This is a genomic window from Pseudomonas entomophila (genome assembly GCF_029193575.1).
Lineage (GTDB): Bacteria > Pseudomonadota > Gammaproteobacteria > Pseudomonadales > Pseudomonadaceae > Aquipseudomonas > Aquipseudomonas entomophila_G.
Genome location: NZ_JARGCS010000022.1, coordinates 173,799 through 197,686, shown reverse-complemented (window position 1 = coordinate 197,686; position 23,888 = coordinate 173,799). Strand labels below are relative to the sequence as shown.

The 23,888-nt window shown below is 65.7% G+C and carries 23 protein-coding genes; 13 read left to right on the top strand and 10 right to left on the bottom strand.

Annotated features, from left to right (window positions below; translation table 11 throughout):
- Positions 1-217 precede the first annotated feature (217 nt).
- The 7 genes from livH to nhaA all read left to right on the top strand — a co-directional run bounded on the left by livH (position 218) and on the right by nhaA (position 7,984).
- The gene (gene livH, locus P0Y43_RS10895; RefSeq protein ID WP_275637300.1) at positions 218-1,141 is read left to right on the top strand and encodes a high-affinity branched-chain amino acid ABC transporter permease LivH; all 924 of its coding nucleotides are present in this window, start codon (positions 218-220) and stop codon (positions 1,139-1,141) included.
- Complete coding sequence (locus P0Y43_RS10890; RefSeq protein ID WP_275637299.1) at positions 1,138-2,394, top strand: high-affinity branched-chain amino acid ABC transporter permease LivM; 1,257 nt, start codon at positions 1,138-1,140, stop codon at positions 2,392-2,394. Before livH ends, P0Y43_RS10890 begins: the two co-directional genes overlap by 4 nt.
- Entirely contained in the window at positions 2,391-3,158 is a 768-nt protein-coding gene (gene livG, locus P0Y43_RS10885) for a high-affinity branched-chain amino acid ABC transporter ATP-binding protein LivG (protein WP_275637298.1), read from the top strand. The genes P0Y43_RS10890 and livG overlap by 4 nt, the downstream gene beginning before the upstream one ends.
- Positions 3,159-3,860: an ABC transporter ATP-binding protein gene (locus tag P0Y43_RS10880; RefSeq protein ID WP_275637297.1), complete on the top strand. Its 702-nt coding sequence runs from the start codon at positions 3,159-3,161 to the stop codon at positions 3,858-3,860.
- A gap of 248 nt (positions 3,861-4,108) precedes the next feature.
- Positions 4,109-4,783 carry a COG3650 family protein gene (locus P0Y43_RS10875; protein ID WP_275637296.1) on the top strand — a complete coding sequence of 225 codons (675 nt, stop codon included), beginning with the start codon at positions 4,109-4,111 and terminating at the stop codon, positions 4,781-4,783.
- Positions 4,784-4,886: 103 nt separating this feature from the next.
- A complete protein-coding gene (locus P0Y43_RS10870) occupies positions 4,887-6,494 on the top strand; it encodes an NAD(P)/FAD-dependent oxidoreductase (RefSeq protein WP_275637295.1) in 1,608 nt (535 codons plus the stop codon).
- 287 nt (positions 6,495-6,781) lie between these two features.
- The gene (gene nhaA / locus P0Y43_RS10865) at positions 6,782-7,984 is read left to right on the top strand and encodes a Na+/H+ antiporter NhaA (RefSeq protein WP_275637294.1); all 1,203 of its coding nucleotides are present in this window, start codon (positions 6,782-6,784) and stop codon (positions 7,982-7,984) included.
- A gap of 62 nt (positions 7,985-8,046) precedes the next feature.
- Here nhaA and P0Y43_RS10860 read toward each other — a convergent pair whose 3' ends face one another.
- From P0Y43_RS10860 to dinG, 6 genes are all read right to left on the bottom strand, one after another.
- Positions 8,047-8,511, bottom strand: coding sequence for a glycine zipper 2TM domain-containing protein (locus tag P0Y43_RS10860; RefSeq protein ID WP_275637293.1), 465 nt, complete (start codon positions 8,509-8,511; stop codon positions 8,047-8,049).
- 189 nt (positions 8,512-8,700) lie between these two features.
- Positions 8,701-9,348, bottom strand: a complete 648-nt coding sequence (pdxH, locus tag P0Y43_RS10855; RefSeq protein ID WP_275637292.1) for a pyridoxamine 5'-phosphate oxidase — start codon at positions 9,346-9,348, stop codon at positions 8,701-8,703.
- Positions 9,349-9,366: 18 nt separating this feature from the next.
- Complete coding sequence (locus P0Y43_RS10850) at positions 9,367-10,347, bottom strand: OmpA family protein (RefSeq protein ID WP_275637291.1); 981 nt, start codon at positions 10,345-10,347, stop codon at positions 9,367-9,369.
- 99 nt (positions 10,348-10,446) lie between these two features.
- Positions 10,447-11,592, bottom strand: coding sequence for a serine hydrolase domain-containing protein (locus tag P0Y43_RS10845; protein ID WP_275637290.1), 1,146 nt, complete (start codon positions 11,590-11,592; stop codon positions 10,447-10,449).
- 147 nt (positions 11,593-11,739) lie between these two features.
- The gene (locus tag P0Y43_RS10840; RefSeq protein ID WP_275637289.1) at positions 11,740-13,974 is read right to left on the bottom strand and encodes a beta-galactosidase; all 2,235 of its coding nucleotides are present in this window, start codon (positions 13,972-13,974) and stop codon (positions 11,740-11,742) included.
- Positions 13,975-14,056: 82 nt separating this feature from the next.
- Positions 14,057-16,201, bottom strand: a complete 2,145-nt coding sequence (gene dinG, locus P0Y43_RS10835; protein ID WP_275637288.1) for an ATP-dependent DNA helicase DinG — start codon at positions 16,199-16,201, stop codon at positions 14,057-14,059.
- Positions 16,202-16,299: 98 nt separating this feature from the next.
- Between dinG and P0Y43_RS10830 the strand changes: the two genes are divergently transcribed.
- On the top strand, positions 16,300-16,764 hold the full coding sequence (locus P0Y43_RS10830; protein ID WP_275637287.1) for a CopD family protein: 465 nt from the start codon (positions 16,300-16,302) through the stop codon (positions 16,762-16,764).
- A gap of 52 nt (positions 16,765-16,816) precedes the next feature.
- Here the strand turns inward: P0Y43_RS10830 and P0Y43_RS10825 are convergent, their stop codons facing one another.
- From P0Y43_RS10825 to P0Y43_RS10810, 4 genes are all read right to left on the bottom strand, one after another.
- Positions 16,817-17,575 carry a collagen-like protein gene (locus tag P0Y43_RS10825; protein ID WP_275637286.1) on the bottom strand — a complete coding sequence of 253 codons (759 nt, stop codon included), beginning with the start codon at positions 17,573-17,575 and terminating at the stop codon, positions 16,817-16,819.
- Entirely contained in the window at positions 17,568-17,843 is a 276-nt protein-coding gene (locus P0Y43_RS10820) for a DUF1145 domain-containing protein (protein WP_275637285.1), read from the bottom strand. The genes P0Y43_RS10825 and P0Y43_RS10820 overlap by 8 nt, the downstream gene beginning before the upstream one ends.
- Positions 17,844-17,937: 94 nt before the next feature.
- A complete protein-coding gene (locus P0Y43_RS10815) occupies positions 17,938-18,657 on the bottom strand; it encodes an OmpA family protein (protein ID WP_275637284.1) in 720 nt (239 codons plus the stop codon).
- Between the two features lie 88 nt (positions 18,658-18,745).
- Positions 18,746-19,441, bottom strand: coding sequence for an OmpA family protein (locus P0Y43_RS10810; protein WP_275637283.1), 696 nt, complete (start codon positions 19,439-19,441; stop codon positions 18,746-18,748).
- A gap of 159 nt (positions 19,442-19,600) precedes the next feature.
- Between P0Y43_RS10810 and P0Y43_RS10805 the strand changes: the two genes are divergently transcribed.
- From P0Y43_RS10805 to P0Y43_RS10785, 5 genes are all read left to right on the top strand, one after another.
- Positions 19,601-20,095 (top strand): DUF6231 family protein, encoded by a 495-nt coding sequence (locus P0Y43_RS10805; protein ID WP_275637282.1) that lies wholly within the window; start codon positions 19,601-19,603, stop codon positions 20,093-20,095.
- A 4-nt stretch (positions 20,096-20,099) separates the two neighbouring features.
- The gene (locus P0Y43_RS10800; protein ID WP_275637281.1) at positions 20,100-20,576 is read left to right on the top strand and encodes a YchJ family protein; all 477 of its coding nucleotides are present in this window, start codon (positions 20,100-20,102) and stop codon (positions 20,574-20,576) included.
- 2 nt (positions 20,577-20,578) lie between these two features.
- Positions 20,579-21,052, top strand: coding sequence for an LEA type 2 family protein (locus P0Y43_RS10795; RefSeq protein ID WP_275637280.1), 474 nt, complete (start codon positions 20,579-20,581; stop codon positions 21,050-21,052).
- A 6-nt stretch (positions 21,053-21,058) separates the two neighbouring features.
- A complete protein-coding gene (locus tag P0Y43_RS10790; RefSeq protein ID WP_029613223.1) occupies positions 21,059-21,256 on the top strand; it encodes an SEC-C metal-binding domain-containing protein in 198 nt (65 codons plus the stop codon).
- Between the two features lie 171 nt (positions 21,257-21,427).
- Positions 21,428-23,866: a penicillin acylase family protein gene (locus tag P0Y43_RS10785; RefSeq protein WP_275637279.1), complete on the top strand. Its 2,439-nt coding sequence runs from the start codon at positions 21,428-21,430 to the stop codon at positions 23,864-23,866.
- Positions 23,867-23,888: the final 22 nt, after the last annotated feature.

The window sequence follows — 23,888 nt, the reverse complement described above, 5'->3', positions numbered from 1 at the left end:
ACCGAGAAGCCCACTGTGCGAGCAGTGGGCTTTGTTTTACGAGGTTCATGGACCTGATTCCCGCGATCCGGGGGCTGGTCTACCTGAAAATCTTAAAACCGTCACCCGCGGTTTCCTGGCCGTGCCCAATCAAGATCACGTGGCGAAGACCACGAGAACAAGGGCCGGGGTCATCCCCCGCCAGAGAAATGCAAATCAGGTTTTTAGGAGCGCTGTAATGCCTGAGATCTACCATTTCCTACAACAACTGGTTAACGGATTGACCATCGGCAGTACCTACGCCTTGATCGCCATCGGTTACACGATGGTGTACGGCATCATCGGCATGATCAACTTCGCCCACGGCGAGGTGTACATGATCGGCTCCTACGTGGCCTTCATCGCCCTCGCGGGCCTGGCCATGATGGGTATCCATTCGTTGCCGATCCTGATGACCGTGGCCTTCGTCGCAACGATCTTCGTCACCAGTGCCTATGGCTATAGCATCGAACGGGTCGCCTACCGGCCGCTGCGCAATAGCAACCGTCTGATTCCGCTGATTTCCGCCATCGGCATGTCGATTTTCCTGCAGAACACCGTGCTGCTCTCGCAGGACTCCAAGGACAAGTCCATCCCCAACCTGATCCCGGGCGGTTTCTCCTTCGGCCCGGGCGGTGCGGAGGAAGTGCTGGTGTCCTACATGCAGATCCTGGTGTTCGTGGTCACCCTGGTGGCCATGACCTGCCTGACCCTGTTCATCTCCCGTTCCCGCCTGGGCCGCGCCTGCCGCGCCTGCGCCGAGGACATCAAGATGGCCAACCTGCTGGGTATCAACACCAACAACATCATCGCCCTGACCTTCGTCATCGGTGCCGCCCTGGCGGCGGTGGCGGCCGTGCTGCTGAGCATGCAGTACGGGGTGATCAACCCCAACGCCGGTTTCCTGGTGGGCCTGAAGGCCTTCACCGCGGCGGTACTGGGCGGCATCGGCAGCATCCCGGGCGCCATGCTCGGCGGGCTGGTGCTGGGCGTGGCCGAAGCGTTCGGTGCCGATATCTTCGGCGACCAATACAAGGACGTGGTGGCATTCGGCTTGTTGGTTCTCGTCTTGCTGTTCCGGCCGACCGGCATCCTGGGCCGTCCGGAGGTTGAAAAAGTATGAACAGAAATCTCAAACAGGCGTTCTTCAGCGCCTTGCTGGTCTGGGCCGTGGCCTTCCCGGTACTGGGCCTGAAACTGAGCATCGACGGCATCAGCCTGATCGTCCATAGCCAGGGCAGCTTCACCCTCAGCATCATCGCCGTGTGCTCGGTGTTGATGTTCCTGCGCGTGCTGTTCGACAAGCAGTGGAGCTCGGTGATGGGCAGCCGCTCGGAGCGTAAGCTCGTGCCGGCATCGGTCAGCAATTTCCTGACCCTGCCCAAGACCCAGCGCTGGGTGATCCTCGGCCTGATCGTGGTCGCCCTGGTGTGGCCGTTCTTCGGCTCGCGCGGCGCGGTCGACATCGCCACGCTGATCCTGATCTACGTATTGCTGGGCCTGGGCCTGAACATCGTGGTCGGTCTGGCTGGCCTGCTCGACCTGGGCTACGTCGGCTTCTACGCGGTCGGCGCCTACAGCTACGCGATGCTCTCGCACTACCTGGGCTGGAGCTTCTGGGTGTGCCTGCCGATCGCCGGCCTGATGGCCGCCACCTTCGGCTTCCTGCTAGGTTTCCCGGTGCTGCGCCTGCGCGGTGACTACCTGGCGATCGTGACCCTGGGCTTCGGCGAGATCATCCGCCTGTTCCTGCGCAACCTCACCGACTGGACCGGCGGCCCCAACGGCATCAGCAACATCGAGAAACCGAGCTTCTTCGGCCTCACCTTCGAACGCCGCGCCGCCGAGGGGATGCAGACCTTCCACGAGTTCTTCGGCCTGGAATACAACTCGATCAACAAGGTCATCTTCCTCTACCTGGTCGCCCTGCTGCTGGCCCTGCTGGCGCTGTTCGTCATCAACCGCCTGCTGCGCATGCCGATCGGCCGTGCCTGGGAAGCGCTGCGCGAAGACGAGATCGCCTGCCGCGCGCTGGGCCTGAACCCGACCGTGATCAAGCTGTCGGCCTTCACCCTGGGCGCCAGCTTCGCCGGGTTCGCCGGCAGCTTCTTCGCCGCGCGCCAAGGCCTGGTGACGCCGGAGTCGTTCACCTTCATCGAGTCGGCGATCATCCTCGCCATCGTCGTGCTCGGCGGCATGGGCTCTCAGTTGGGCGTGATCCTCGCGGCCATCGTGATGATCCTGCTGCCCGAGCTGATGCGTGAGTTCAGCGAATACCGGATGCTGATGTTCGGTGCGCTGATGGTGTTGATGATGATCTGGCGTCCGCAAGGCCTGCTGCCTATGCAACGTCCACACATGGAGCTGCCTCGATGAGCCGCGAAATTCTGCAAGTCAGCGGCCTGAGCATGCGCTTCGGCGGCTTGTTGGCGGTCAACGGCGTGGGCCTGACCGTCAAGGAAAAGCAGGTGGTGGCACTGATCGGCCCGAACGGCGCCGGCAAGACCACCGTGTTCAACTGCCTGACCGGTTTCTACAAGCCCAGCGGTGGCACCATCCTGCTCGACGGCCAGCCGATCCAGGGCCTGGCCGGCCATCAGATCGCCCGCAAGGGCGTGGTGCGGACCTTCCAGAACGTGCGTTTGTTCAAGGAAATGACCGCGCTGGAAAACCTGCTGATCGCCCAGCACCGCCACCTGAACACCAACTTCTTCGCCGGCCTGTTCAAGACCCCAGCCTTCCGCCGCAGCGAGAAGGAAGCGATGGAGCGTGCCCAGTACTGGCTGGAGAGGGTCAACCTGACCGAATTCGCCAACCGCACCGCAGGCACCCTGGCCTACGGCCAGCAACGCCGCCTGGAAATCGCCCGCTGCATGATGACCCAACCGCGGATCATCATGCTCGACGAACCGGCCGCCGGCCTGAACCCCAAGGAAACCGAAGACCTCAAGGCGCTGATCAGCTACTTGCGTGAATCGCACAACGTGACCGTGCTGCTGATCGAGCACGACATGAAGCTGGTCATGAGCATTTCCGACCACATCGTGGTGATCAACCAGGGCACGCCCCTGGCCGATGGCACGCCGGAAGAGATCCGCGGCAACCCTGATGTGATCAAGGCCTACCTGGGGGAGGCGTAAATGCTGAAGTTCGAAAACGTTTCCACCTTCTACGGCAAGATCCAGGCGCTGCACAGCGTCAACGTGGAAATCAACCAGGGCGAGATCGTCACCCTGATCGGCGCCAACGGCGCGGGCAAGTCGACCCTGCTGATGACCTTGTGCGGCTCGCCGCAGGCGCACAGCGGCAGCATCAAGTACCTGGGTGAAGAGCTGGTCGGCCAACCCTCCTCGCACATCATGCGCAAGAGCATCGCGGTGGTGCCGGAAGGCCGCCGCGTGTTCGCCCGCCTGACCGTCGAGGAGAACCTGGCCATGGGCGGTTTCTTCACCGACAAGGGCGACTACCAGGAACAGCTGGACAAGGTCCTGCAACTGTTCCCGCGCCTGAAGGAACGCTACGTGCAGCGTGGCGGCACCATGTCCGGCGGCGAACAGCAGATGCTGGCCATCGGCCGTGCCCTGATGAGCAAGCCCAAGCTGCTGCTGCTCGACGAGCCGTCGCTGGGCCTGGCGCCGATCATCATCCAACAGATCTTCGACATCATCGAGCAACTGCGCCGTGATGGCGTGACGGTGTTCCTGGTGGAGCAGAACGCCAACCAGGCGCTGAAGATCGCCGACCGTGCCTACGTGCTGGAAAACGGGCGAGTGGTGATGCAAGGGACCGGTGAAGCGTTGCTGACCGACCCGAAGGTGCGCGACGCGTACCTGGGCGGTTGAGCCTGCGGTAAAGAGAAAAGGCCTTCGGGCCTTTTTTCATGTCTGTGGATGGAGGGTGGCAGTACCGGCCCTATCGCGGAGCAAGCCCCCCACAGGACCCGGTTGATGTTGAATACAGCGGTGTACCTGTGGGGCGGGTTTACTCGCGCAAGGGCCAGTACTGTTCCTGCGGCCTCCCCCCTTGTGAAGCCGCCTCCCGCTGGGTAACGTGGCCCACTTCAACCCGCCGCGACCCCGGAGCCCCACCGATGCGCCTCACCCCTTCCCTGCTGCTTGCCGCCCTGCTGCCCCTGTTCGCCGGCTGCCAGACGCTCGGCGAGCCGCCCAGCGACCCAAACATCGGCACCACACGCATGCAGGGTGAACTGAGCGCCAGCGGCGGCCAATTGCTGTTCAAACCATGCAGCGAAGCCCGTCGTTTCGTGATCAAGGACGCCGCAGGCACCGGCGTGCTGCAGGAAGCCGCCAACCTCGCCGACAGCCCCAAGGACATCCTGTTCGCCGACCTGCGTGGCCGCCTGAGCGGCAGCAAGCAGGCCGGCAGCGACGGTCAGCTGGACGTGTCGCGCCTGTACCGTGTGGAATCTTCCAGCCAGGCGTGCGCCGACCCCAACTTCAAGCAATTGACCCTGCGCGCCGCAGGCCACGGCCCGGAATGGGACATCAAGGCCAGCGGCAAGGGCATGGTGATCAACCGCGAAGGCAAGGAGCCACTGCCGCTGCCATTCCTCGAAGAACAGCTGCCCGGCGGCGGCCTGAGCCTGACCAGCGAAGCCAACAACCAGCGCGTCGAACTGTGGGTGGCACCGCAACGCTGTATCGACCGCACCACCGGCGCCATGCGCCACCTCAGCGCCGAGCTGCGCATCGACGGCCAGACCCTGCAGGGCTGCGCCTATTACGGTGGTGCACGCGGCAACTGATCGCCGTATGCGTTTAACCTGCCAGTCAGGGTGGCGAACAGCTTATACTTGGCGGTTTGTGTAAAGCCGCCGGCCGCCCATGGCCGGGATACTGGACCCTGCCATGCTACGAATCACCGAACTGAAGCTGCCCCTGGACCATTCCGACGAAGCCCTGCGCGAGGCTATCGTCCAGCGCCTGGGCATCAGCGACGAGCAACTGCTCGGCTTTACCCTGTTCAAGCGCAGCTACGACGCACGCAAGAAGAACAGCGAACTGTTGTTCATCTACACCATCGATCTCGAAGCCAACAATGAAGCGCAGCTTCTCCTCAAGTTCGCCGACGATCGCAACATCAGCGTCGCACCCGACGTCAGCTACAAGTTCGTTGGCCAGGCCCCAGCCGGGTTGACCGAGCGCCCGGTCGTCGTGGGGTTTGGGCCGTGCGGCATCTTCGCCGGGCTGGTGCTGGCACAGATGGGCTTCAAGCCGATCGTGCTGGAGCGCGGCAAGGAAGTGCGCCAGCGCACCCAGGACACCTGGGGCCTGTGGCGCAAGAGCGTGCTCAACCCCGAGTCCAACGTGCAGTTCGGTGAGGGCGGCGCCGGCACCTTCTCCGACGGCAAGCTGTACAGCCAGATCAAGGACCCGAACCACCATGGCCGCAAGGTGCTGGAAGAGTTCGTCAAGGCCGGCGCGCCTGAGGAAATCCTCTACATCAACAAGCCGCACATCGGCACCTTCCGCCTGACCAGCATGGTCGAGAAGATGCGCGAGGAGATCATCACCCTGGGCGGCGAAGTGCGCTTCCAACAGAAGGTCACCGACCTGCTGGTCGAGGGCGAACAGCTCACCGGCGTGGTGCTGGAAAACGGCGAGCAGTTGCATTCGCGGCATGTCGTCCTGGCGCTGGGCCACAGCGCCCGAGACACCTTCCGCATGCTCCACGCCAAGGGCGTGTTCATGGAGGCCAAGCCGTTCTCCGTCGGTTTCCGTATCGAACACCCGCAATCGCTGATCGACAAGGCGCGCCTGGGCAAGTACGCCGGTCACCCCAAGCTGGGCGCCGCCGACTACAAGCTGGTGCACCATGCCAAGAACGGCCGCTCGGTCTACAGCTTCTGCATGTGCCCAGGCGGCACGGTGGTCGCCGCCACCAGCGAACCGGGCCGGGTGGTGACCAATGGGATGAGCCAGTACTCGCGTAACGAACGCAATGCCAACTCAGGCATCGTCGTCGGCATCGACCCCGAGCGCGACTACCCAGGCGGCCCGCTGGCCGGCATCGAGTTGCAAGAGCGCCTGGAGGCCCACGCCTACGTGATGGGGGGCAGCAACTACCAGGCACCGGCGCAGTTGGTCGGTGATTTCGTTGCCGGTCGCCCATCGACCGCGCTGGGCAGCGTCGAGCCGTCCTACAAGCCGGGCGTGACCCTCGGCGATCTGGCCCCGAGCCTGCCAGACTTCGCGATCGAGGCGATCCGTGAAGCGCTGCCGGCGTTCGACCGGCAGATCAAGGGCTACAACCTGCACGACGCCGTGCTGACCGGTATCGAGACGCGTACTTCGTCGCCGCTGCGCATCACCCGTGATGCGAGCTTCCAGAGCCTGAACCTGAAGGGGCTGTTCCCGGCGGGTGAAGGGGCTGGGTATGCCGGGGGCATTCTTTCGGCCGGTGTGGATGGCATTCGTATCGCCGAGGCGGTGGCGCGAGACATGCTCGGCCTCTGAAGGCTGTAGCGAAGCTATCGCGATACAAGCCCACTCCTGCAGGGACAGCGTGATCCCTTTAGGAACGGGCTTTGTCCCGCGATAGGGCCCACGAAAACACCAGAAATATCCGACCCATCAGTCAGAATCGCCCCAACCCCCTAATGCCCTGCCCCCTCTAGACTCTCGCATCCCTTCGGCAACCTTATATAACAAAATAGAATATAGTTTTTGTTCTAAAGAATATCCCCGCACGTTAGGGTGTACGCCGTTTCCATTTGAATACCGTACAGGAGAGGCTCTTGCCCGTGCGTAACCTAATCAATCGCTTCCTCCAGCTGGAAGCCGCCAGCGGCCTGCTGCTGATCGCCGCGGCAGTGCTCGCGCTGATCATCAACAACTCGCCCCTGTCGCACCTCTACGGTGCCTTCCTCGACGTCCCTGTCGCGGTGCAGGTCGGCGCGCTGCAAATCGCCAAGCCGCTGTTGTTGTGGATCAATGACGGCCTGATGGCCCTGTTCTTCCTGCTCATCGGCCTGGAGGTCAAGCGCGAGGTGGTCGACGGCCACCTGTCCAAACCCTCGCAAGTGATCCTCCCCGCCACTGCGGCGGTCGGCGGCATGCTGGTGCCCGCCCTGCTCTACTGGTTCATCAACCGCGACAATCCCGCCAGCATGGCCGGCTGGGCGATTCCCACCGCCACCGACATCGCCTTCGCCCTCGGCGTACTGGCCCTGCTCGGCAAGCGCGTACCCGTGTCGCTGAAGCTGTTCCTGATGACGCTGGCGATCATCGATGACCTGGGCGCGATCGTCATTATCGCGCTGTTCTACTCCGGCACCCTGTCGAGCCTGTCTCTGATGCTCGCCGGTGCCTGCCTCCTGGCCCTGCTGGCGATGAACCGACTGGGCGTGGTCCGGCTCGCGCCCTACCTGCTGGTGGGCCTGGTGCTATGGGTCTGCGTACTGAAGAGTGGCGTGCATGCGACCCTGGCCGGCGTGGCCCTGGCGTTCTGCATTCCGCTGCGTACCGCGTCGAAGAAACAGGCTCCGCCACTGCTGACCCTCGAACACGCCCTGCACCCCTGGGTGGCCTACGCCATCCTGCCGCTGTTCGCCTTCGCCAATGCCGGCGTGTCGCTGGCCGGTGTCACACTGGAAAGCTTCACCCACCCGGTACCGATGGGCATTGCCATCGGCCTGCTGCTGGGCAAGACAGTAGGCGTGTTCGGTCTGACCTGGCTTGCCGTCACGTTGCGCATGGCGGCGCTGCCGGCTGGCGCCAGCTGGGGCCAGGTGCTGGGGGTGGCGATCCTTTGCGGCATTGGTTTCACCATGAGCCTGTTCGTCGGCTCCCTGGCCTTCGTGCCCGGCAGCAGCGACTACGCCGGCATGGACCGCATGGGTATCCTCACCGGCTCGTTCTTCGCTGCGCTGATTGGCTACACGGTTACCGCCGTGGCCAGCCGCAAGTCCACCCCACTTGCCGCAGGCGTCGCGAGCAAGCACTGAAACGCCAGGCAATAAAAAACCCCGACCGGCCTAGCCGAGTCGGGGTTTTGTTTTTCGCCAGGTCAGTGGGTGACGCGGCTGGTGCCATCGACGGTCATGATGCGCACACGCTCGCCGACACGGAAGATCTCGTTCTGCTGCACCTGCTGCACGTAGGCGCGCATGCTGCCGTCGTCTTCACGCACAGTGATCTCGACGCCCTGGGTACGGGTCAGGCCCTCTTCGGCGGCCGAGCCCGCCAGACCACCGGCAACGGCACCGATCACCGCGGCCACGATGCTGCCACGGCCACCGCCGACGGCACTGCCGGCGACACCACCGACAATGGCACCCGCGCCGCCACCGATCGGGGTCTTGGTACCTTCGATCTTCACCGGACGCAGGGATTCGATGGTGCCCATGCGCACGGTCTGCACGCGGCGGGCCTCATCACGGGAATAGCTGTCACCGGTCAGGCTCGAGGCACAACCGCCGAGCAGCAACGACAGGGTGGTGAAGCTGGCCACCAGCAAAACGGACTTACGCATGGGTTGAATCTCCATAAGACAGGTTCCCATTAGACTCCGTGCGTTCACGAGTGTCACGACACATACGTTATAAAATTGTTTTCATTCAGCCAGGGTACAGAGAGGGTCAGAGCACAAGCGTGAACTCAAGGATAGTCAGGGATGGTGGGAGCGTCGTGCGTAACGCTCCCTTGCAGGCACATCCGTTGCTTAGGGGGCCAGGCGCTCGCGCTGCCACTGGGTGTCGACGAAGCGGTAGTTCAGGCGGTCGTGCAATCGGCTCGAACGGCCCTGCCAGAACTCGATGCGCTCCGGCAGCAGGCGATAGCCGCCCCAGTGTTCCGGGCAATGCGGCTGGGTGTCGGAGAAGCGCGCCTCGGTGGCCTTGACCAGCCCTTCCAGCTCTTCGCGATTGGCGATCACCCGGCTCTGCGGCGAAGCCCAAGCGCCCAGGCGACTGCCCAGCGGGCGTACCTGGTAGTAATCGTCCGACTCCTTGGCCGAGACCTTCTCCACCCGCCCTTCGATACGTACCTGGCGCTCCAGTGCCGGCCAGAAGAAGGTCATGGCGGCGAAGGGGTTGGCCAGCAGCTGCTGGCCCTTGGCGCTTTGGTAGTTGGTGAAGAAAGTGAAACCGCGCTCATCGAGCCCCTTGAGCAGCAGCACCCGGCAATGCGGACGCCCCTCGCCGTCGACGGTGGCCAGGGTCATGGCGTTGGCCTCCACCGGCGGTTGCTCGGTCTTCACCGCATCACCGAACCACTGGTGGAACAGCGCGAACGGCTCGGCCGGGGCCTGGGCCTCGGCTAGCCCCTCTCGGGTGTAGTCACGGCGCATATCGGCCAGGGATTGGGTCATGCTGCGAGTCCTTGACGGTCAGTTGGTCTTCGCCGGGGCGTTGGCGGCCACTTTCTTGTCGGTGGCGGGTTTCTTCGCCGCTGGCTTGGCCGGGGCTTTCTTCGCGGCAGTGGCTTTTGCCGGCGCCTTGGCCTTGGCGGCAGGCTTCTTCGCAGCAGGCTTGGCGGCAGCTTTGGACGCGGGCTTGGCTTCGGCAGCTTTGGCGACAGGTGCCTTGGCATCCTGGACCGCGACCATCGGTGCTGGCGCCGGGGCGGCCTGCTGGTATTTGGCCAGCAGCGCAACCATGGTTTCCTGCGGGGTCAGCAGCATTTCCACACGACGATTGAGGGCGCGCCCTTCGTTGCTGTCGTTGGCCGCACGCGGCATCACCGAGCCCATGCCCTTGAGGGTCAGGCGATCACGCTGCAAGCCGCTCAGGCGGAAGATCGCCGACACCGAGGCAGCTCGCTCCAGGCTCAGTTTCTGGTTGGCGACGGCAGCGCCGCTACTGTCGGCATGCCCCAGTACCAACACGGCAGTCTTCGGGTCGCCTTCGACTACCTTGGCGACCCGGGTGATCGGCCCCAGGGTTACCGGCAGCAGCATGTTCGGACGATCCGGGTTGTAGGCGCCATCGACCGGGATGGTGACCGCCAACACGTTATCGCGACGCTCGACCTCGAACTTGCTGTCCTTGACGGCTTCGCGCAGCTTCGGCTCGTACTGGTCCAGCCAGGCCTGGGTGGCCTTCTGGTCGATCTTCGGCACGGCCGGGGCAGTGCCGGCCTTCTTCTCGGCGTCACCGAACGGCCACCACCAGCGGCTGCCGCTCTCGGACTTGGCATCGGCCTTGGCCACCTTCTCGGTCACGGCCTCCTTCACTTCCTGCTCGGCAACCTTGTCCGAGCCGAACGGCCACCAGCTGTGACCGCCTTCCTTCGCGGCATCCGGGGACTGACTGGCGCAGCCGGTCATGGCCAGGCACAGAGCGAGTGCTAAGGTTTTTTGTGAAGACATCAGCGATACACCATGAATTAAAAAGAAATTTTGCCCACACACATCAGGCGTTGGCATTGAGGATAGTCAAAGGGCCCAGGCAACACCCGCGTTACCCGATCAAAGGCAACCGCCAAGCACCCGCACCAGCTTCTGCGCACGGGGGTCCATCAACACGTATGGGCCCAAGGTATTGGTGACGAAACCGAACGCCACATCGTGCTCAGGGTCGGCGAAGCCCACCGAGCCGCCCGCCCCCGGATGACCGAACGCGCGGGCGCCGAGGCCGAAGGTGGCATTGGCGACCTCGGGCTGGTCGAGCATGCAGCCCAGGCCGAACCGGGTCTGGGTCAGCAGGGTACGGTCCTGGCCTAGGCTGTGCTCACGGGTCAGCTCGTCGAGCAGTTCGGACTCCAGCAGGCTGCCGTCCAGCAAGCCGGCATAGAACCCCGCCACGCTGCGGGCGTTGCCGTGGCCATTGGCCGCTGGCTGTTGCATGCGGCGCCATTCGGGTTTGTTGGTGCTGGTGAGGATCGCCGGCGGGTTGGTGAAGGCCCGGGTCGACAGGGCTTCGGGTTCACGCAGGGTCACCTGCAACAGGCGCTGGGCGGCAGCGTCGCCAGGGTTGCCCTTGCCGCGCGCGATGTGCGCCACGCGGTGAAACTCTTCATCGGCCAGGCCGATATGAAAATCCAGGCCCAGCGGCTTGGCGGTACGCGCGACGATCGATTCGCCGGGGCCACGGCCATCGGCACGACGGATCAGTTCACCGACCAACCAGCCGTAGGTGATCGCTGCGTAGCCATGTTCGGCCCCCGGTGTCCACCAGGGCGCTTCGGCGGCCAAGGCAGTGGTCATCGCCTGCCAGTCATAGAGGGCTTCGGCCGGCAACAGCTCGCGTATAGCGGGCAGGCCGGCACGGTGGCTGAGCAGTTGGCGCAGGGTGACGGTGTCCTTGCCGGCTTGGGCGAACTCGGGCCAGTACCGCGCTACCGGGGTATCCAGCGCCAGCTTGCCCTCGCCCACCAGTTGCAAGGCGGTAACGGCGGCGAACGGCTTGGTGCAGGAGAACAGGTTGGCGAGAGTGTCGCTGTACCAGGCCTGCTGACCGTCCTTGTCGGCGCTGCCGGCCCACAGGTCGACAACGGTTTCCCCGCCGACCTGGATGCACAGTGCCGCTCCACGCTCTTGGGGTTCCTCGAACAACCCGGCGAAGGCATCGCGCACCGCCTCGAACTTCAGCTCATAGTGACCCTGAATCTGCACCCGCCTGCTCTCCGTACGACCTTTCCCACAAAGGCGTGCATTGTTTCAGTAGTTGGCGGTTTTGCAAACTGAATAAGTCTGAGCGGTCGTGGCAAAAAGTTCACGGCAGGGGCCGCGCTGCGGCCCTATCGCAGCGCAACGCCGGGCTCAGGGTTGCGCTGAATCTGCGGAAGCGCCCAGAGCCTTGCGCAGTTGCTCCATGACCAACAGGTTGCTGCGGCGCACAGCCTCGACGAAACCCGGATAGGCGATGTCGGTGATGGCCACCAGCCCCAGGTGACCGTTTTCGCCATCGAGCAGACGGCCACTGGCGGGCTGGTCGAGGTACTGGAACCAGTGCGCGCCAACGATCATTGGCTGGGCCAAGGCTGCCTTGAGGAAATTGCCGTAGGCCGGGCCACGGTCCTCTTCCCGCGCAACCTCCAACGGCCCTGGCCAGAACGGCCCGCGGTCACGCGAGCCGAACTGGAACTCCGAAACCAGTACTGGCTTGTCGAGCTCGGCCAGGCGGGCGAAGTCATAGCCATCCTCGGGCTTCAAGGTATAGAGGTTGAAACTCAGCACATCACAAAACTCGGCGCACGCCTTGACCGCTTCTGGCGTGCTGACCGCATAGCGACCGCCAAGCAGCAGGTGGTTGGGCGCGTGCCATTTCAGCGCATCGGAGATGGTCTTGAAGTAGGTCTCGGCGAACACCTGCTGGAAATGCTGGTAGTCGCGCTCGATCTCCGGGTGTTCCGGGTTGGGCAGCGGCGCCTCGAAGCCGGGGTCTTCCATCAGCTCCCAGGCCTGCAGGTCGATGCCCCAGGCCTTGGACAGGCCCTCCTGGTTACGGTACTTGTCGCGCAATTGCTTGAGGAACGCGCGCTTGGCCGGCACGTCGGTGGTCAGGCGCAGCGTGCCGTAGGCCAGCCCGTATCGGGCCTTGGGGTCATCGCCCGGCGCCGCCCAGGCCAGTTCGTTGTCGGCAAAGTACCCCATCAGCCAAGGGTCGTCGCGGTGGTCGCGAGCGGCGATGGCCACGGCGCGCTCAGTAGCCATGGCAAAGCGCGGGTCGAAGGGGTCGGGCATGCGCCCCCACCAGTCCATGCCGGTGCTGATGCTGGCGTAGTCACCCACGATCGACAACGGCAGGGTGTAAGGCATGCGCTTGGCCTGCAGCAGGGCTGGCTCGCTCCAGTTGCCCAGGGTATTGAAGCCCCAGGCCTGCAAGCGGTCCAGGGTATGCGCCTGCCAACGCGCAGCGTCCAGGCGCGCCGCGGGGCACGGTTCGGGCGCGGCCGGGCAGGGCTTGGCGTAGGTTCGCTGGAGGTTGGCGGCATAGAAGTCGAACCAGCGCCCCTGCTTGAAGCCGCGGCCTTGCGACGAAGCATTGCCGTCGTCGTTGTTGCCCTTGCCGTAGAACGCGGCCAATGCCTCGCCCTGCGCAGGCAACGCCTTGAACATGCCTTCGCGCCCCTCCACGTAGCTCTGCCCGCCGTCGGCGGCCACGGCATTGACACCCAGGGAATAGAACGGGTGCCCATCAGGGGTCACCAGGTACCAGCGGCCGTCACGCTTTTCGGTGCGGAAGAAACCCTTGGCCTCGAAAGCCGGACCAGCCAGCAGGCCGCCGTAGTGATCGAACTTGTACTTGCCACGCTCGGCCAGCCAAGCCTTGAGCTGTTGCTGTTCGCGGTTGTCGGCGGCTTTGAGCTGCTCGTCGCTGCTGACCTTCTCCAGCCACTGGCTGCGGGTGGACTGCCCATAGGCATCGATCAGCCCGCTGTAGGCAGCCTTGAAAGCCTGCTCGTCATCCTGCAGGCCCACCTTCTCGATCAACAGGCTCTGCGCCGCCCTAGGCGCGGGAATACTCAGGCTTACGGCGATCACTTGCTTGAGGTCGACCTCGCCGGTGCTGCTGGTCAGCAGCAATCGTTGCCCATCGTAGGTCCACGGCATGGGTGGACCGGCGCGCATGCCCTGGGCCAGCGGCGAGCTGGCCTTGAGCGGCACCATCACCGTCTGCGCCGGTCCCGCCGGCAGGTCGACGCGGCTGCTCAGCGTGCGGCCATCGCTGCCCTGCACCGTGACATCGACGGTCAGCGCCCAATCCATGGCACTTTGCAGGCGCAGGGTGAGAAACTGCCCCGCCGACCAGTCCCAGGCACCGCTTTGCGGGCTCAGGCGCAGGGTCGGGCGCGGAGCCGGGTTGAACACCACACGCCGCAACACCTCGCCTTCGGCCGTTTGCTCCGCGTTGTATTGCGGCATGCCGGCGTCCTCGGTGGTGACGTTGACCACCGAGGCAGGGCGCACGAAGCTGAAAAGCGTCTGCTGCCCGGCCAGCAGTGGCGAGCTGAACAGCAAGGTAACGAGGACGGGCAAGGTGCGACGGATCATGGGGCGGGGGTTCTCCTTCAGGGCCCTCATGGGCCCGTGACCGAGTAATGGACAACAGGGCCGGCGCTTCGTGCTCCGACCTTTATTCGATCTCCCGCCGGAACGGCGGCAGCGCGTTGAGGATAGCCTTGCCGTAGCGCTGGGTGACCAGGCGCCGATCGAGCAAGGTGATCACGCCTCGGTCCTGCTCGGTGCGCAGCAGGCGACCACAGGCCTGAATGAGGCGTAGCGAGGCATCGGGTACGGCGATTTCCATGAACGGGTTGCCACCACGGGCTTCGATCCATTCCGAGAGGGCGGCTTCCACGGGGTCGTCTGGCACGGCGAACGGAATCTTGGCAATGACCACGTGCTCGCAGTAGGCACCCGGCAGGTCGACGCCCTCGGAGAAACTGGCCAGGCCGAACAGCACGCTGTGCTGGCCGTCGTCGACCCGGGCCTTGTGCTTGTTCAGGGTCTCCTGCTTGGACAGATTGCCTTGGATCAGCACCAGCTTGCGCCAGTCGCGGTCCAGGCCGTCGAACACGTCTTGCATCTGCTTGCGCGAGGAGAACAGCACCAGCGCGCCGCGGGCGTCTTCCAGGATGTTCGGCAACTCGCGCACGATCGCTGCGGTGTGCCCCGGCACGTCGCGCGGGTCGGCGCCCAGGTCGGGAACCCGCAACAGGCCTGCGTCGCCATGCACGAATGGGCTGGGCACCACACAGGTGACCGCGTCGCGCGGCAGGCCCGAGCGCATGCGGAAGCGGTCGAACTTGCCCAGCGCGGTCAGGGTGGCCGAGGTCACCAGGGCGCCATGGGCGACGTTCCACAAGGTGCGGCGCAGCATCTCGGCGGCGAGGATGGGGCTGGCGTTGACCTCGATGTCGAACAGTGCGCCGCTTTCGGCCAAGGTCAGCCAGCGCGCCATGGGCGGGCTGTCCTCGGGGTCTTCGGCGGTGAAGGCGGTCCACAGCTCCCAGTTGCCCTGGGCACGGGTCACCAGGCTGCCGAACAACGGGTACCACTCCTCGGCCTGGTGGCTGGCGATGCCGATGTTGACCTCGCCGTCCATGCCTTCCTTGAGCAGGTCGGCCAGGCGGGTGAACAGGTCGTTCAGCCGTGAGAAACCTTTCTTCAGCTCGATGCCGACCTCGCGGATCTGCTCGGGCACCACCCCACCCTCGAACCGGTAGCGGGGGCGGTCACGGCCCTCCATGTCTTCACCGGGGCGGAAATCCGCGACCTGCTCGCACAGGGTGAACATGAACTGCTGCTGGGTGCGCACCTCGCGCGCCAGCTCCGGCACCTGTTCGATCAAGCGGCCCAGGTCTCCAGGGAGCGGGTGCTGGGCCAGCAGCTTGGTGAGGTTCTTGGCGGTCTGCTCCAGCCAGTCGGCGGTGGAGCGCAGCCGTGAATAGTGGGCGAAGTGGCCGATGGCCTTGTCCGGCAGGTGGTGGCCCTCGTCGAACACGTACATCGTGTCGCGCGGGTCGGGCAGCACGGCGCCGCCACCCAGGGCGAGGTCGGCGAGCACCATGTCGTGGTTGGTGACGATCACGTCGACCTTGCCCATGCCTTCACGCGCTTTATAGAACACGCATTGCTGGAAGTTCGGACAATGGCGGCCGGTGCATTGGCTGTGGTCGGTGGTCAGGCGTGCCCAGTCCTGGTCTTCCAGGGCTTCGGACCAACTGTCGCGGTCGCCGTCCCAGCGGTTGCCGGCAAGCTTCTCGATCATGCTGTTGAACAGCTTCTGGCTCTTCTCGTCGACCTCGATGCGAAAACCTTCCTCCTCGAACAGCTGGGCGGTGGCCGACTGGGCATGGCCTTCCTGCAGCAGGATGTCGAGCTTGGACAAGCAAAGGTAGCGGCCACGGCCCTTGGCCAGGGCGAAGCTGAAGTTCAGGCCGCTGTTGCGCATCAGGTCGGGCAGGTCCTTGAAGACGATCTGCTCCTGCAGGGCCACGGTGGCGGTGGCGATCACAAGGCGCTTGCCCGCGGCCTTGGCGGCGGGGATCGCGGCCAGGCTGTAGGCGACCGTCTTGCCGGTACCGGTACCGGCCTCGACCGCCACCACGGCAGGCTCACCCGCCCGGCGGCCTTCGTCGTCGCAGGCGATGTCGCCGAGCACCTTGGCCACTTCGGCGATCATCAGGCGCTGGCCATAGCGCGGCTTGAGGCTCTTGGCTTCGAGAAAACGCGAGTAGGCGCCCTGGATGGTGGCTTTGAGTTCGTTGCTGATCATGGTCTGCGGGCGCCCGGAGGGCTGGATATATTTTCAGTGTTTCGCATGGGGCGGCTATCATACCCCGCTATTGCCCTTTGTGCCGCATGGAGATCCCGATGCTCGCCTTTGCCCTACCCTACACACTGCATGTACTGGCCGCCCTTGTCTGGGTCGGCGGCATGTTCTTCGCTTGGCTGGTGCTGCGCCCAGCAGCGGTCGCAGCGCTGGAGGGGCCTGCCCGGCTACGCCTGTGGGTGGAAGTTTTCCGACGCTTCTTCGGCTGGGTCTGGCTGGCGGTGGCGGTGCTGGCGATCAGTGGTATCGGGATGTTGCACCTGCGCTTCAGCGGCTTTGAGACGGCGCCGCGCTATGTGCAGGTGATGATCGGCGGCGGGATCGCGATGTTCGCGCTGTTCATGCGGATTCAGGCGTTGTTGCTGCCGGAGTTGAAGGCGGCGGTCCAGGCAGAGGACTGGGCCGCGGGGGCCGGGGTGCTGGGCAGGATTCGACGGATGGTCGGGATCAACCTGCTGCTGGGGATCGGGGTGGTGGCGGTGGCCAGCTCGCGGGTGCTGGCCTGAGGGGACAGCGGCGGCCTCATCGCGGGGCAAGCCCGCGATGAGGCCCGAATACTCACAGCCGCTGCAGGATCAACTCTCCCGCCGCGCCCGCCAACCCAGCCTGCCCCGGCAGGCCATCGCGGCCCTTGTCGCCAGACTCGGTGTGGTAGACCAGGCACCCCTTGCTCGCACCGCCCTGCCCTGCCTTGCCGGCCGCGCCCGGTTTCCCTGGGGCGCCGCCATCCAGGCGCACCTGAATGCGCTCCTGCGGGAAGCCCGCCGGCACGGCCAGGCGGACGCGCCCGCCTGCGGCGCCGTCGTGACCGTTGCCACCATTGTCACCATTGGCCCCGCGGCTGGCTTGCCCCCAAGTGCAACCGCCCGGCTTGCCATTCGCGCCATCGAGCCCGACATAGCCTGGCGCACCGGCACCGCCACGGGCGTCGATCGAAAGCTGTGAGGCATCCAGCGCTTGCAGGCGCAGCTCCAGGTCACGACCGGGGCGCGCCGCGCGCTCGTAGGTACCCGGCGCGCCCGGCGCACTGATTTCACTGCCTTCCCCCAGTTGCGCACGTGTCGCCTGGATAACCAGCGGGCGCTCGGCCGGGGCGATGGCGATGCGCGCATCACGGCCCAGCTCCAGCTGGTCGATGGTCAATTCGGTCAGCGTGGCCGGCAGCAGCAGGGTCGCCGAGTCGGCCACCTGCAGGCGCTCCAGGTGCACGCTGGCGGACTTGTTCGGCAGGCGCAGCATCGAATGGGCGGCGACGTCCAGGCTTTCGGCCTGGGCCAGGGGCGTGGCCAACGCGGCCAGCAACATCAGTTTACGCATGGCGCGGGGCCTCTTGAGGACGGGGAATGGACATGACATGGAAGATGCCGGTGAGCAGGATCTGCAAGCGGTCGAACCAGCGGTGGCTGCGGCCCCGCAGGCTGGCGTTGAAGAACAGCACTTCCAGCGCATGCAGGCCCAGCAAGAGAATGCCCGCGGCGTTGATCAGCAGATTGAACGGCAGTGGCTGCGGCATCAGCAGATTGACCAGCACCACCCACCAGAAAACCACGGTCAGGGCCTTGCCCAGACCCAGGATGAACTTCATACCCGCCCCCGACTGTCTTGTTATGTTGGCGCGGCCCGTTCGAGCGGGCCGCGCAGCAACAGTAACGCCCCGCCAGGGCGCGCGCCAGAGGGGATCAGTTGAGGTGCAGCTCCACCCGTCGGTTCTGCGAACGACCGGCGTCAGTGTCGTTGTCGGCCACCGGTTCGCGTTCGCCACGGCCCTGGCTGGTCACCTTGCTCGGCGTCAGGCCTTGGCTGATCAGGTACTGCGCCACGCTGGCGGCGCGGCGCTCGGACAGCGCCTGGTTGTAACTGTCGGAGCCGACGCTGTCGGTATGGCCGATGACCTTGACGCTGACCACGCTCGGGTCGCCAAGCTTGGGCATCAGTGCTTGCAGGCGTTGCTGGGCACCGGCTGAAAGCGCGGCAGAGTCGAAGGCAAACAGCACCTGGCCCTGGTCGTCGAGGGTGATCACCTCGGCCACCACCGGCGCTTCGGCCCTGGGCGTGGACGGCGGATACTGCGGTAGCGGGCAGCCCATGTGGTCGACCGCCGTGCCCTTGGGCGTGTCGGGGCAGCGGTCGCGGCGGTCGAAGACCCCATCGCCATCCTCGTCGCCGTCCTGGGCATAGCAGATCAAGCCACCGGCGATCGCGCCGGCCACGCCGGCACCGGCGGCCCAGCTGGAACTCTCGATGGCGCCCAGGCCACCGCCGACCAACCCGCCAAGCAGGCTGCAGAGGGGCCAGGTGCGCTGGTTGAGGGGGGCGCTTCCGTCGCTATGGGTGGCGCAGCCGGCCAGCAGGCTCGAGGCCATCAGCAGCGGCAGCGCGGTCTTCGACAAAACACTCATGGTGAATGCTCCTGTGTCACCGGCCACTACCGGTCACACAGGAGTAAAGACGCGCCCACGCCACTTCTCAAGGCGTGGGCGCGCGGGCTCAACGCTGGATCTTGATCTCGGTGCGCCGGTTCATCGCACGGCCGTCGGCAGTGGCGTTGTCGGCCACCGGCTGGGTTTCACCGGCACCGACCACCGACACGAAGCTGCTGCGTGGCACGCCGCTGCTGACCAGGTAATCGGTCACCGAATGCGCACGGCGCTCGGAGAGCTTCTGGTTATAGCTGTCGGAGCCGACGCTGTCGGTGTGCCCGGTTACGCTCAGGCGGGCGCTTGACGCCTCCTGTTTCAAGCGCGTGGCGATGGTGTTCAGGCGTTCCTTGTCAGTGGCGGTCAGGCGCGCGGAGTCGAACTCGAAGTGCACGTCACGAATGACGATGACCTCTTCCTTCTCGACCACGGCCACTTCCTCGACCACCGCGACCGGCTCGGGCGGGCAGCCATTGGCATCGACCTGCACGCCGCGCGGAGTGCCTGGGCATTTGTCGCGGCTGTCGGGCACGCCATCGCCGTCTTCGTCGCCATCGCCATGGACCCAGCAGTAGGCGGCTGCCATGGTGCCACCGACCACAGCGCCCCAACCGGTCCAGCTGGAACTCTCGATGGCGCCCAAGGCAGCGCCGCCTACGCCCCCGACGGCAGCACACTTCGGCCAGTCGGTTTTCTGCAAACCTGCACAACCAGTCAACACACTGGTGAGCAGAACCAGGGGTAACGCTGTGCGTACTATGCTCATCTTGTTGCTTCTCCTAGGGGGATCGGTGCAAAACCGATGCTCTGGGAGTAAAGACCGCGTCTTCCCTCTCTGCCAGCAATAAGCCATGGCGTGGCGTCGCGCCTCTTTGCCCACAGCCTTGGGACCGTTAGTCTTGAGCGACCTGAACGAGGATTGGCAATGACCGACGGTTTTTCCCAACGTACTCCCCAGCAGGCCCTGGCGGCCCTGCTGGAGCGCTTCGCACCGCGGCGCCTGCTGCTGGTCGGCACGCGCTTCCCAGCCCTGGAGGCCTTTGCCCAGGCCCACCCGGACAGCGTGATCGAGGTCGCACCACCCGGCCCGTTGCCGGCCGAGCTGGCCGCGCAACGCTTCGACCTGGCCATGCTGGTGGACTGCCTGGAGCACCTGCCCCGACGCGGCGGGCTGGAACTGCTCGGCGGCATCCGCAATCTCAATGCCAACAGGGTCGCGGTATTGGCCGACCTCGCCGCCTGCGGTTGGCAGGACACCGATTTCTTCGCCCTGGCCCTGTCGGCCAGCGAGAAATTCCAGCGCGAGGCGCAGGTGCTGAGCCTGTTCACCTATGATCTACATGACTACAAGCAGGTCCCGGACTGGCTGAACGCCAAGTTCTGGGCCAACCCGGAAAACTTTGGCAAGTACTGGTGGTGATGACATGAGTGTCTCGGTTTGCCCCTGCGGCAGCGGCAACCTGCTCGACGCCTGCTGCGGGCATTATCACGCCGGCACCCCGGCACCAGATGCCCAGGCACTGATGCGTTCGCGCTACAGCGCCTACGTGCTGGGCCTGGTGGACTACCTGGTGACGACCACCCTGCCGGCCCAGCAGGCCGGCCTCGACCGCGCCGGTATCCAGGCCTGGAGCGCCCAAAGCACCTGGCTGGGTCTGGACGTGGAGAGCGCCGAGGTGTTCGGTGGCCAGCCGGAGCATGCCTTCGTGACCTTTACCGCGCGCTGGCACGACCGCGAGGGCGACCACCAGCACCGCGAGCGCTCGGCGTTCGTGCAGCACGGCGGTCACTGGTACTTCATCGACCCGACCGTGGGCCTGGATGCCGGCCGCAACGACCCCTGCCCCTGCGCCAGCGGGCAGAAGTTCAAGAAATGCTGCTCCAGTTATCTGGGTAGTTGAGCATGAGCGCCCTGGCCCGCGTGTTCCTGCTCAGCGCGCTGCTGGGCGTGCTGGCGGGCTGCGCGGGCTGGGGTGGCGACTGGCAGGAGCCCCAGGTGCACCTGGTACGGGTGGAAACGGTCAAGGCGCGCCTGCACCAGCAGGAGTTCGTGCTGCACCTGCGCGTCGACAACCCCAACGACAGCCGCCTGTTCATCCGCAATGTGGCCTACTCGGTGCGCCTGAACGACCTGCTGCTTGCCGAAGACGAGGCCAGCCTCTGGCGCAGCGTCGGCGGGCATGCCCAACGCACCTTCAAGATCACCGCGCGGACCAACCTGTGGCAGCACCTCAAGCCGCTGGCCAAGCTGCTCAAGAGCGGCGAACCGTTGCGCTACCGGTTGCAGGCCGAGCTGAATACCGGGCTGATCGTCCACCGGGGCCTGCACTTGTCGCGCAGTGGTGAGATAATCCCCGGCGATCTTCAACCGGAGTAACCCGTAATGACCCAGCAACCCCATGTCCATGGCCCCGACTGCGACCACGGTCACGATCACCACCACGACCACGGCCATGTGCACGGCCCGCACTGCAACCATGGCCACCAGGAGCCGGTGCGCAACGCCCTGAAGGACGTCGGTCGCAACGACCCTTGCCCGTGTGGCAGCGAGAAGAAATTCAAGAAGTGCCACGGGGCTTGACCTAGCCGCAAGCGACGAGTTGCAAGCAATGAGAGAAAGCAAGGCCTGCATGGCCCACCTCTTCTTGCAGCTCGAAGCGCTCCGCATGATACCTGGCACTTGCACGGCGCCCGCGCGCTAACTACCTTAGCGCCTTTCCAACCCTCGCCACGCCTCGCAGGAGCCTCTTCAATGGCCGCCCCCGTCCTCCCTCCCTTCCGTCCCCGGTTCGGCGCCAGCGCCCTGCTGCTCGGCATGCTCACGCTTGCCGGCTGCCAGATGGGCGGCCTGCAGGACAGCGTGCCGCCGACCACCGGCGTGCAACCGCTCAAGGGCCTGGCGCAGAACGTCTCGGTGCGGCGCAACGCAATGGGCGTGCCCCTGATCGAAAGCAGCAGCTTCCATGACGCGCTGTTCAGCCTCGGCTACGTGCACGCCGGCGACCGCATCGAACAGATGGTCGCCATGCGCCTGCTGGCCCAGGGCCGCCTGGCCGAGCTGGCCGGGCCCGACGCGCTGGACATCGACCGCCTGATGCGCGCCGCCAACCTCAAGCAGACCGCTGGCCAGCTGTACGCCGACGCCTCCCCGCGCCTGAAGCGGTTCTTCGAGGTGTACGCCCGCGGGGTCAACGCCTACCTGTTCCGCTACCGCGACAAGCTGCCGGGCGAACTGGCCCGCAGCGGCTACCGCCCGGAATACTGGAAGCCCGAGGACTCGGCGCTGGTCTTCAGCCTGTATGCCTTCAGCCAATCAGTGAACCTGCAAGAAGAGCTGGCCGCCCTGACCCTGGCGCAAAAGGTCGGCAGCGACAAGCTCGCCTGGCTGTTGCCGGGCGCGCCAGACGAACCGCTGGCCGAGGCCGAAACCGACAAGCTCAAGGGCATCAACCTTTCGACCCAGCTCCCCGGCCTCGCCCCGCTGGCCGCCGCCAGCCAGAAACTCGCCGACCTTGGCCTGCTAGGCAGCCCCGGCTCGGCCAACTGGGCCCTCGGCCCGCAGCGCAGCCGCAGCGGCAAGAGCCTGCTGGCCAGCGACAGCCGCGCCGCCTGGGCACTGAGCCCAGTGCAGGTGCACACAGGCAAGTACCAGGTCGCCGGCCTGTCGCTGCCGGGCCTGCCCATCGTGCTGGCCGGCTACAACGGCAAGTTGGCCTGGAGCAGCAGCGCGGTGATGGCCGACAACCAGGACCTGTTCCTCGAGCAACTGCGCCGTCAGGGCAGCCAGCTCAGCTACCTGGCCGACGGCAAGTGGCAGCCCGCGCGGGCGCGCAACGAGACGTTCTTCGTGCGCGGCCAGCGCCCGCAGCGCGAGGTGATGTACGACACCCGCCACGGCACCCTGCTCGGCCAGCCCGACAACGGCTACGGCCTGGCCCTGCACCTGCCGCAGCTCAAGGAGGACAAGAGCCTGGATGCGCTGTTCGACCTGACCCGCGCCAGCACCCTGGAGCGCGCCTTCGACAGCACCCGCGAGGTCGGCGCCGCCGCGCTGAACTTCGTGTTCGCCGAGCCCGAGCACATCGGCTGGCAGGTCAGCGGCCGCTACCCCAACCGCCGCGAAGGCCAGGGCCTGTTGCCCTCGCCGGGCTGGGACAGCCGCTACGACTGGGATGGCTACGCCGACCCGATGCTCCACCCCTACGACCAGGACCCGACCACTGGTTGGATCGGCCACGCCAACCAGCGCAGCCTGCCCAAGGGGTATGGCATGCAGCTGTCCAGCACCTGGTACTACCCCGAGCGTGCCGAGCGCCTGGCGCAACTGGCCGGCAATGGCCGCCACGACGCACGCAGCGTGATGGCCATGCAGAACGACCAAGTCACCCTGCTGGCGGCCAAGCTCAAGCAGATGTTCGACGCCCCCGGCATGGCCCAGCCGCTCAAGCAGGCCATCGACGCCCTGCCCGCAGCGCAGCGCGACAAGGCCCGCGAAGCCTTGGCCAGGCTCAAGGCCTTCGATGGCCGGCTGAGCCCGGTGTCGGCCGACGCCGCGCTGTATGAGCTGTTCCTCCAGGAAGTGACCCGCCAAACCTTCCTCGACGAGCTGGGGCCGGAGTCCGGTGCGGCCTGGCAAGCGTTCGTCAGCGATGCGCGGTTGTCGTACTCGGCCCAGGCCGACCACCTGCTTGGCCGCGAAGACAGCCCGTTCTGGGACGACCGCGGCACGCCGCAGAAGGAAGATAAACCGGCGATCCTCGCCCGCAGCCTGGCCGCCGCCGTGGATGCCGGCGTGGCGCAGTTGGGCGCCGACCGCCGCGCCTGGCAGTGGGGCAAGCTGCACCAGTACCGCTGGCCAGCCCCCGGCTACGCCGGCCTGGGCGACAGCCTCAGCCGCGCGCCGATGGCCGCCGGCGGCGACTTCAGCACCCTGGCCCTGACCCCGTACGCCTGGGGCAGCAGCTTCGACACCAGCCTGCCGGCCTCGGCGCGCATGGTCGTCGACTTCGGCCAGGCCGAGCCCTTGCAGGTGCTGACCAGCAGCGGCCAGTCCGGCAACCCGGCCAGCCGCCAGTACGGCAATGGGCTGGATGCCTGGTTCAAGGGCAGCTTCATGAGCCTGCCGCTGCAACCGCAGAACTTCGGGCGGGCCTACGGTAGCCAGCGCTTGACCCTGGTGCCGGGAAAATAAGCGCCCTTGCGTTGAACCTACC

Bases quoted from the DNA above. Each gene is read 5' to 3' on its own strand.
- P0Y43_RS10810 (WP_275637283.1), bottom strand. From the start codon at position 19,441: ATGAGCATAGTACGCACAGCGTTACCCCTGGTTCTGCTCACCAGTGTG.
- livG (WP_275637298.1), top strand. From the start codon at position 2,391: ATGAGCCGCGAAATTCTGCAAGTCAGCGGCCTGAGCATGCGCTTCGGC.
- P0Y43_RS10875 (WP_275637296.1), top strand. From the start codon at position 4,109: ATGCGCCTCACCCCTTCCCTGCTGCTTGCCGCCCTGCTGCCCCTGTTC.
- P0Y43_RS10850 (WP_275637291.1), bottom strand. From the start codon at position 10,347: ATGTCTTCACAAAAAACCTTAGCACTCGCTCTGTGCCTGGCCATGACC.
- dinG (WP_275637288.1), bottom strand. From the start codon at position 16,201: ATGATCAGCAACGAACTCAAAGCCACCATCCAGGGCGCCTACTCGCGT.
- pdxH (WP_275637292.1), bottom strand. From the start codon at position 9,348: ATGACCCAATCCCTGGCCGATATGCGCCGTGACTACACCCGAGAGGGG.
- P0Y43_RS10860 (WP_275637293.1), bottom strand. From the start codon at position 8,511: ATGCGTAAGTCCGTTTTGCTGGTGGCCAGCTTCACCACCCTGTCGTTG.
- P0Y43_RS10870 (WP_275637295.1), top strand. From the start codon at position 4,887: ATGCTACGAATCACCGAACTGAAGCTGCCCCTGGACCATTCCGACGAA.
- P0Y43_RS10815 (WP_275637284.1), bottom strand. From the start codon at position 18,657: ATGAGTGTTTTGTCGAAGACCGCGCTGCCGCTGCTGATGGCCTCGAGC.
- P0Y43_RS10805 (WP_275637282.1), top strand. From the start codon at position 19,601: ATGACCGACGGTTTTTCCCAACGTACTCCCCAGCAGGCCCTGGCGGCC.
- P0Y43_RS10790 (WP_029613223.1), top strand. From the start codon at position 21,059: ATGACCCAGCAACCCCATGTCCATGGCCCCGACTGCGACCACGGTCAC.
- P0Y43_RS10820 (WP_275637285.1), bottom strand. From the start codon at position 17,843: ATGAAGTTCATCCTGGGTCTGGGCAAGGCCCTGACCGTGGTTTTCTGG.
- P0Y43_RS10830 (WP_275637287.1), top strand. From the start codon at position 16,300: ATGCTCGCCTTTGCCCTACCCTACACACTGCATGTACTGGCCGCCCTT.
- livH (WP_275637300.1), top strand. From the start codon at position 218: ATGCCTGAGATCTACCATTTCCTACAACAACTGGTTAACGGATTGACC.
- P0Y43_RS10840 (WP_275637289.1), bottom strand. From the start codon at position 13,974: ATGATCCGTCGCACCTTGCCCGTCCTCGTTACCTTGCTGTTCAGCTCG.
- P0Y43_RS10890 (WP_275637299.1), top strand. From the start codon at position 1,138: ATGAACAGAAATCTCAAACAGGCGTTCTTCAGCGCCTTGCTGGTCTGG.
- P0Y43_RS10785 (WP_275637279.1), top strand. From the start codon at position 21,428: ATGGCCGCCCCCGTCCTCCCTCCCTTCCGTCCCCGGTTCGGCGCCAGC.
- P0Y43_RS10880 (WP_275637297.1), top strand. From the start codon at position 3,159: ATGCTGAAGTTCGAAAACGTTTCCACCTTCTACGGCAAGATCCAGGCG.
- P0Y43_RS10795 (WP_275637280.1), top strand. From the start codon at position 20,579: ATGAGCGCCCTGGCCCGCGTGTTCCTGCTCAGCGCGCTGCTGGGCGTG.
- P0Y43_RS10825 (WP_275637286.1), bottom strand. From the start codon at position 17,575: ATGCGTAAACTGATGTTGCTGGCCGCGTTGGCCACGCCCCTGGCCCAG.
- P0Y43_RS10800 (WP_275637281.1), top strand. From the start codon at position 20,100: ATGAGTGTCTCGGTTTGCCCCTGCGGCAGCGGCAACCTGCTCGACGCC.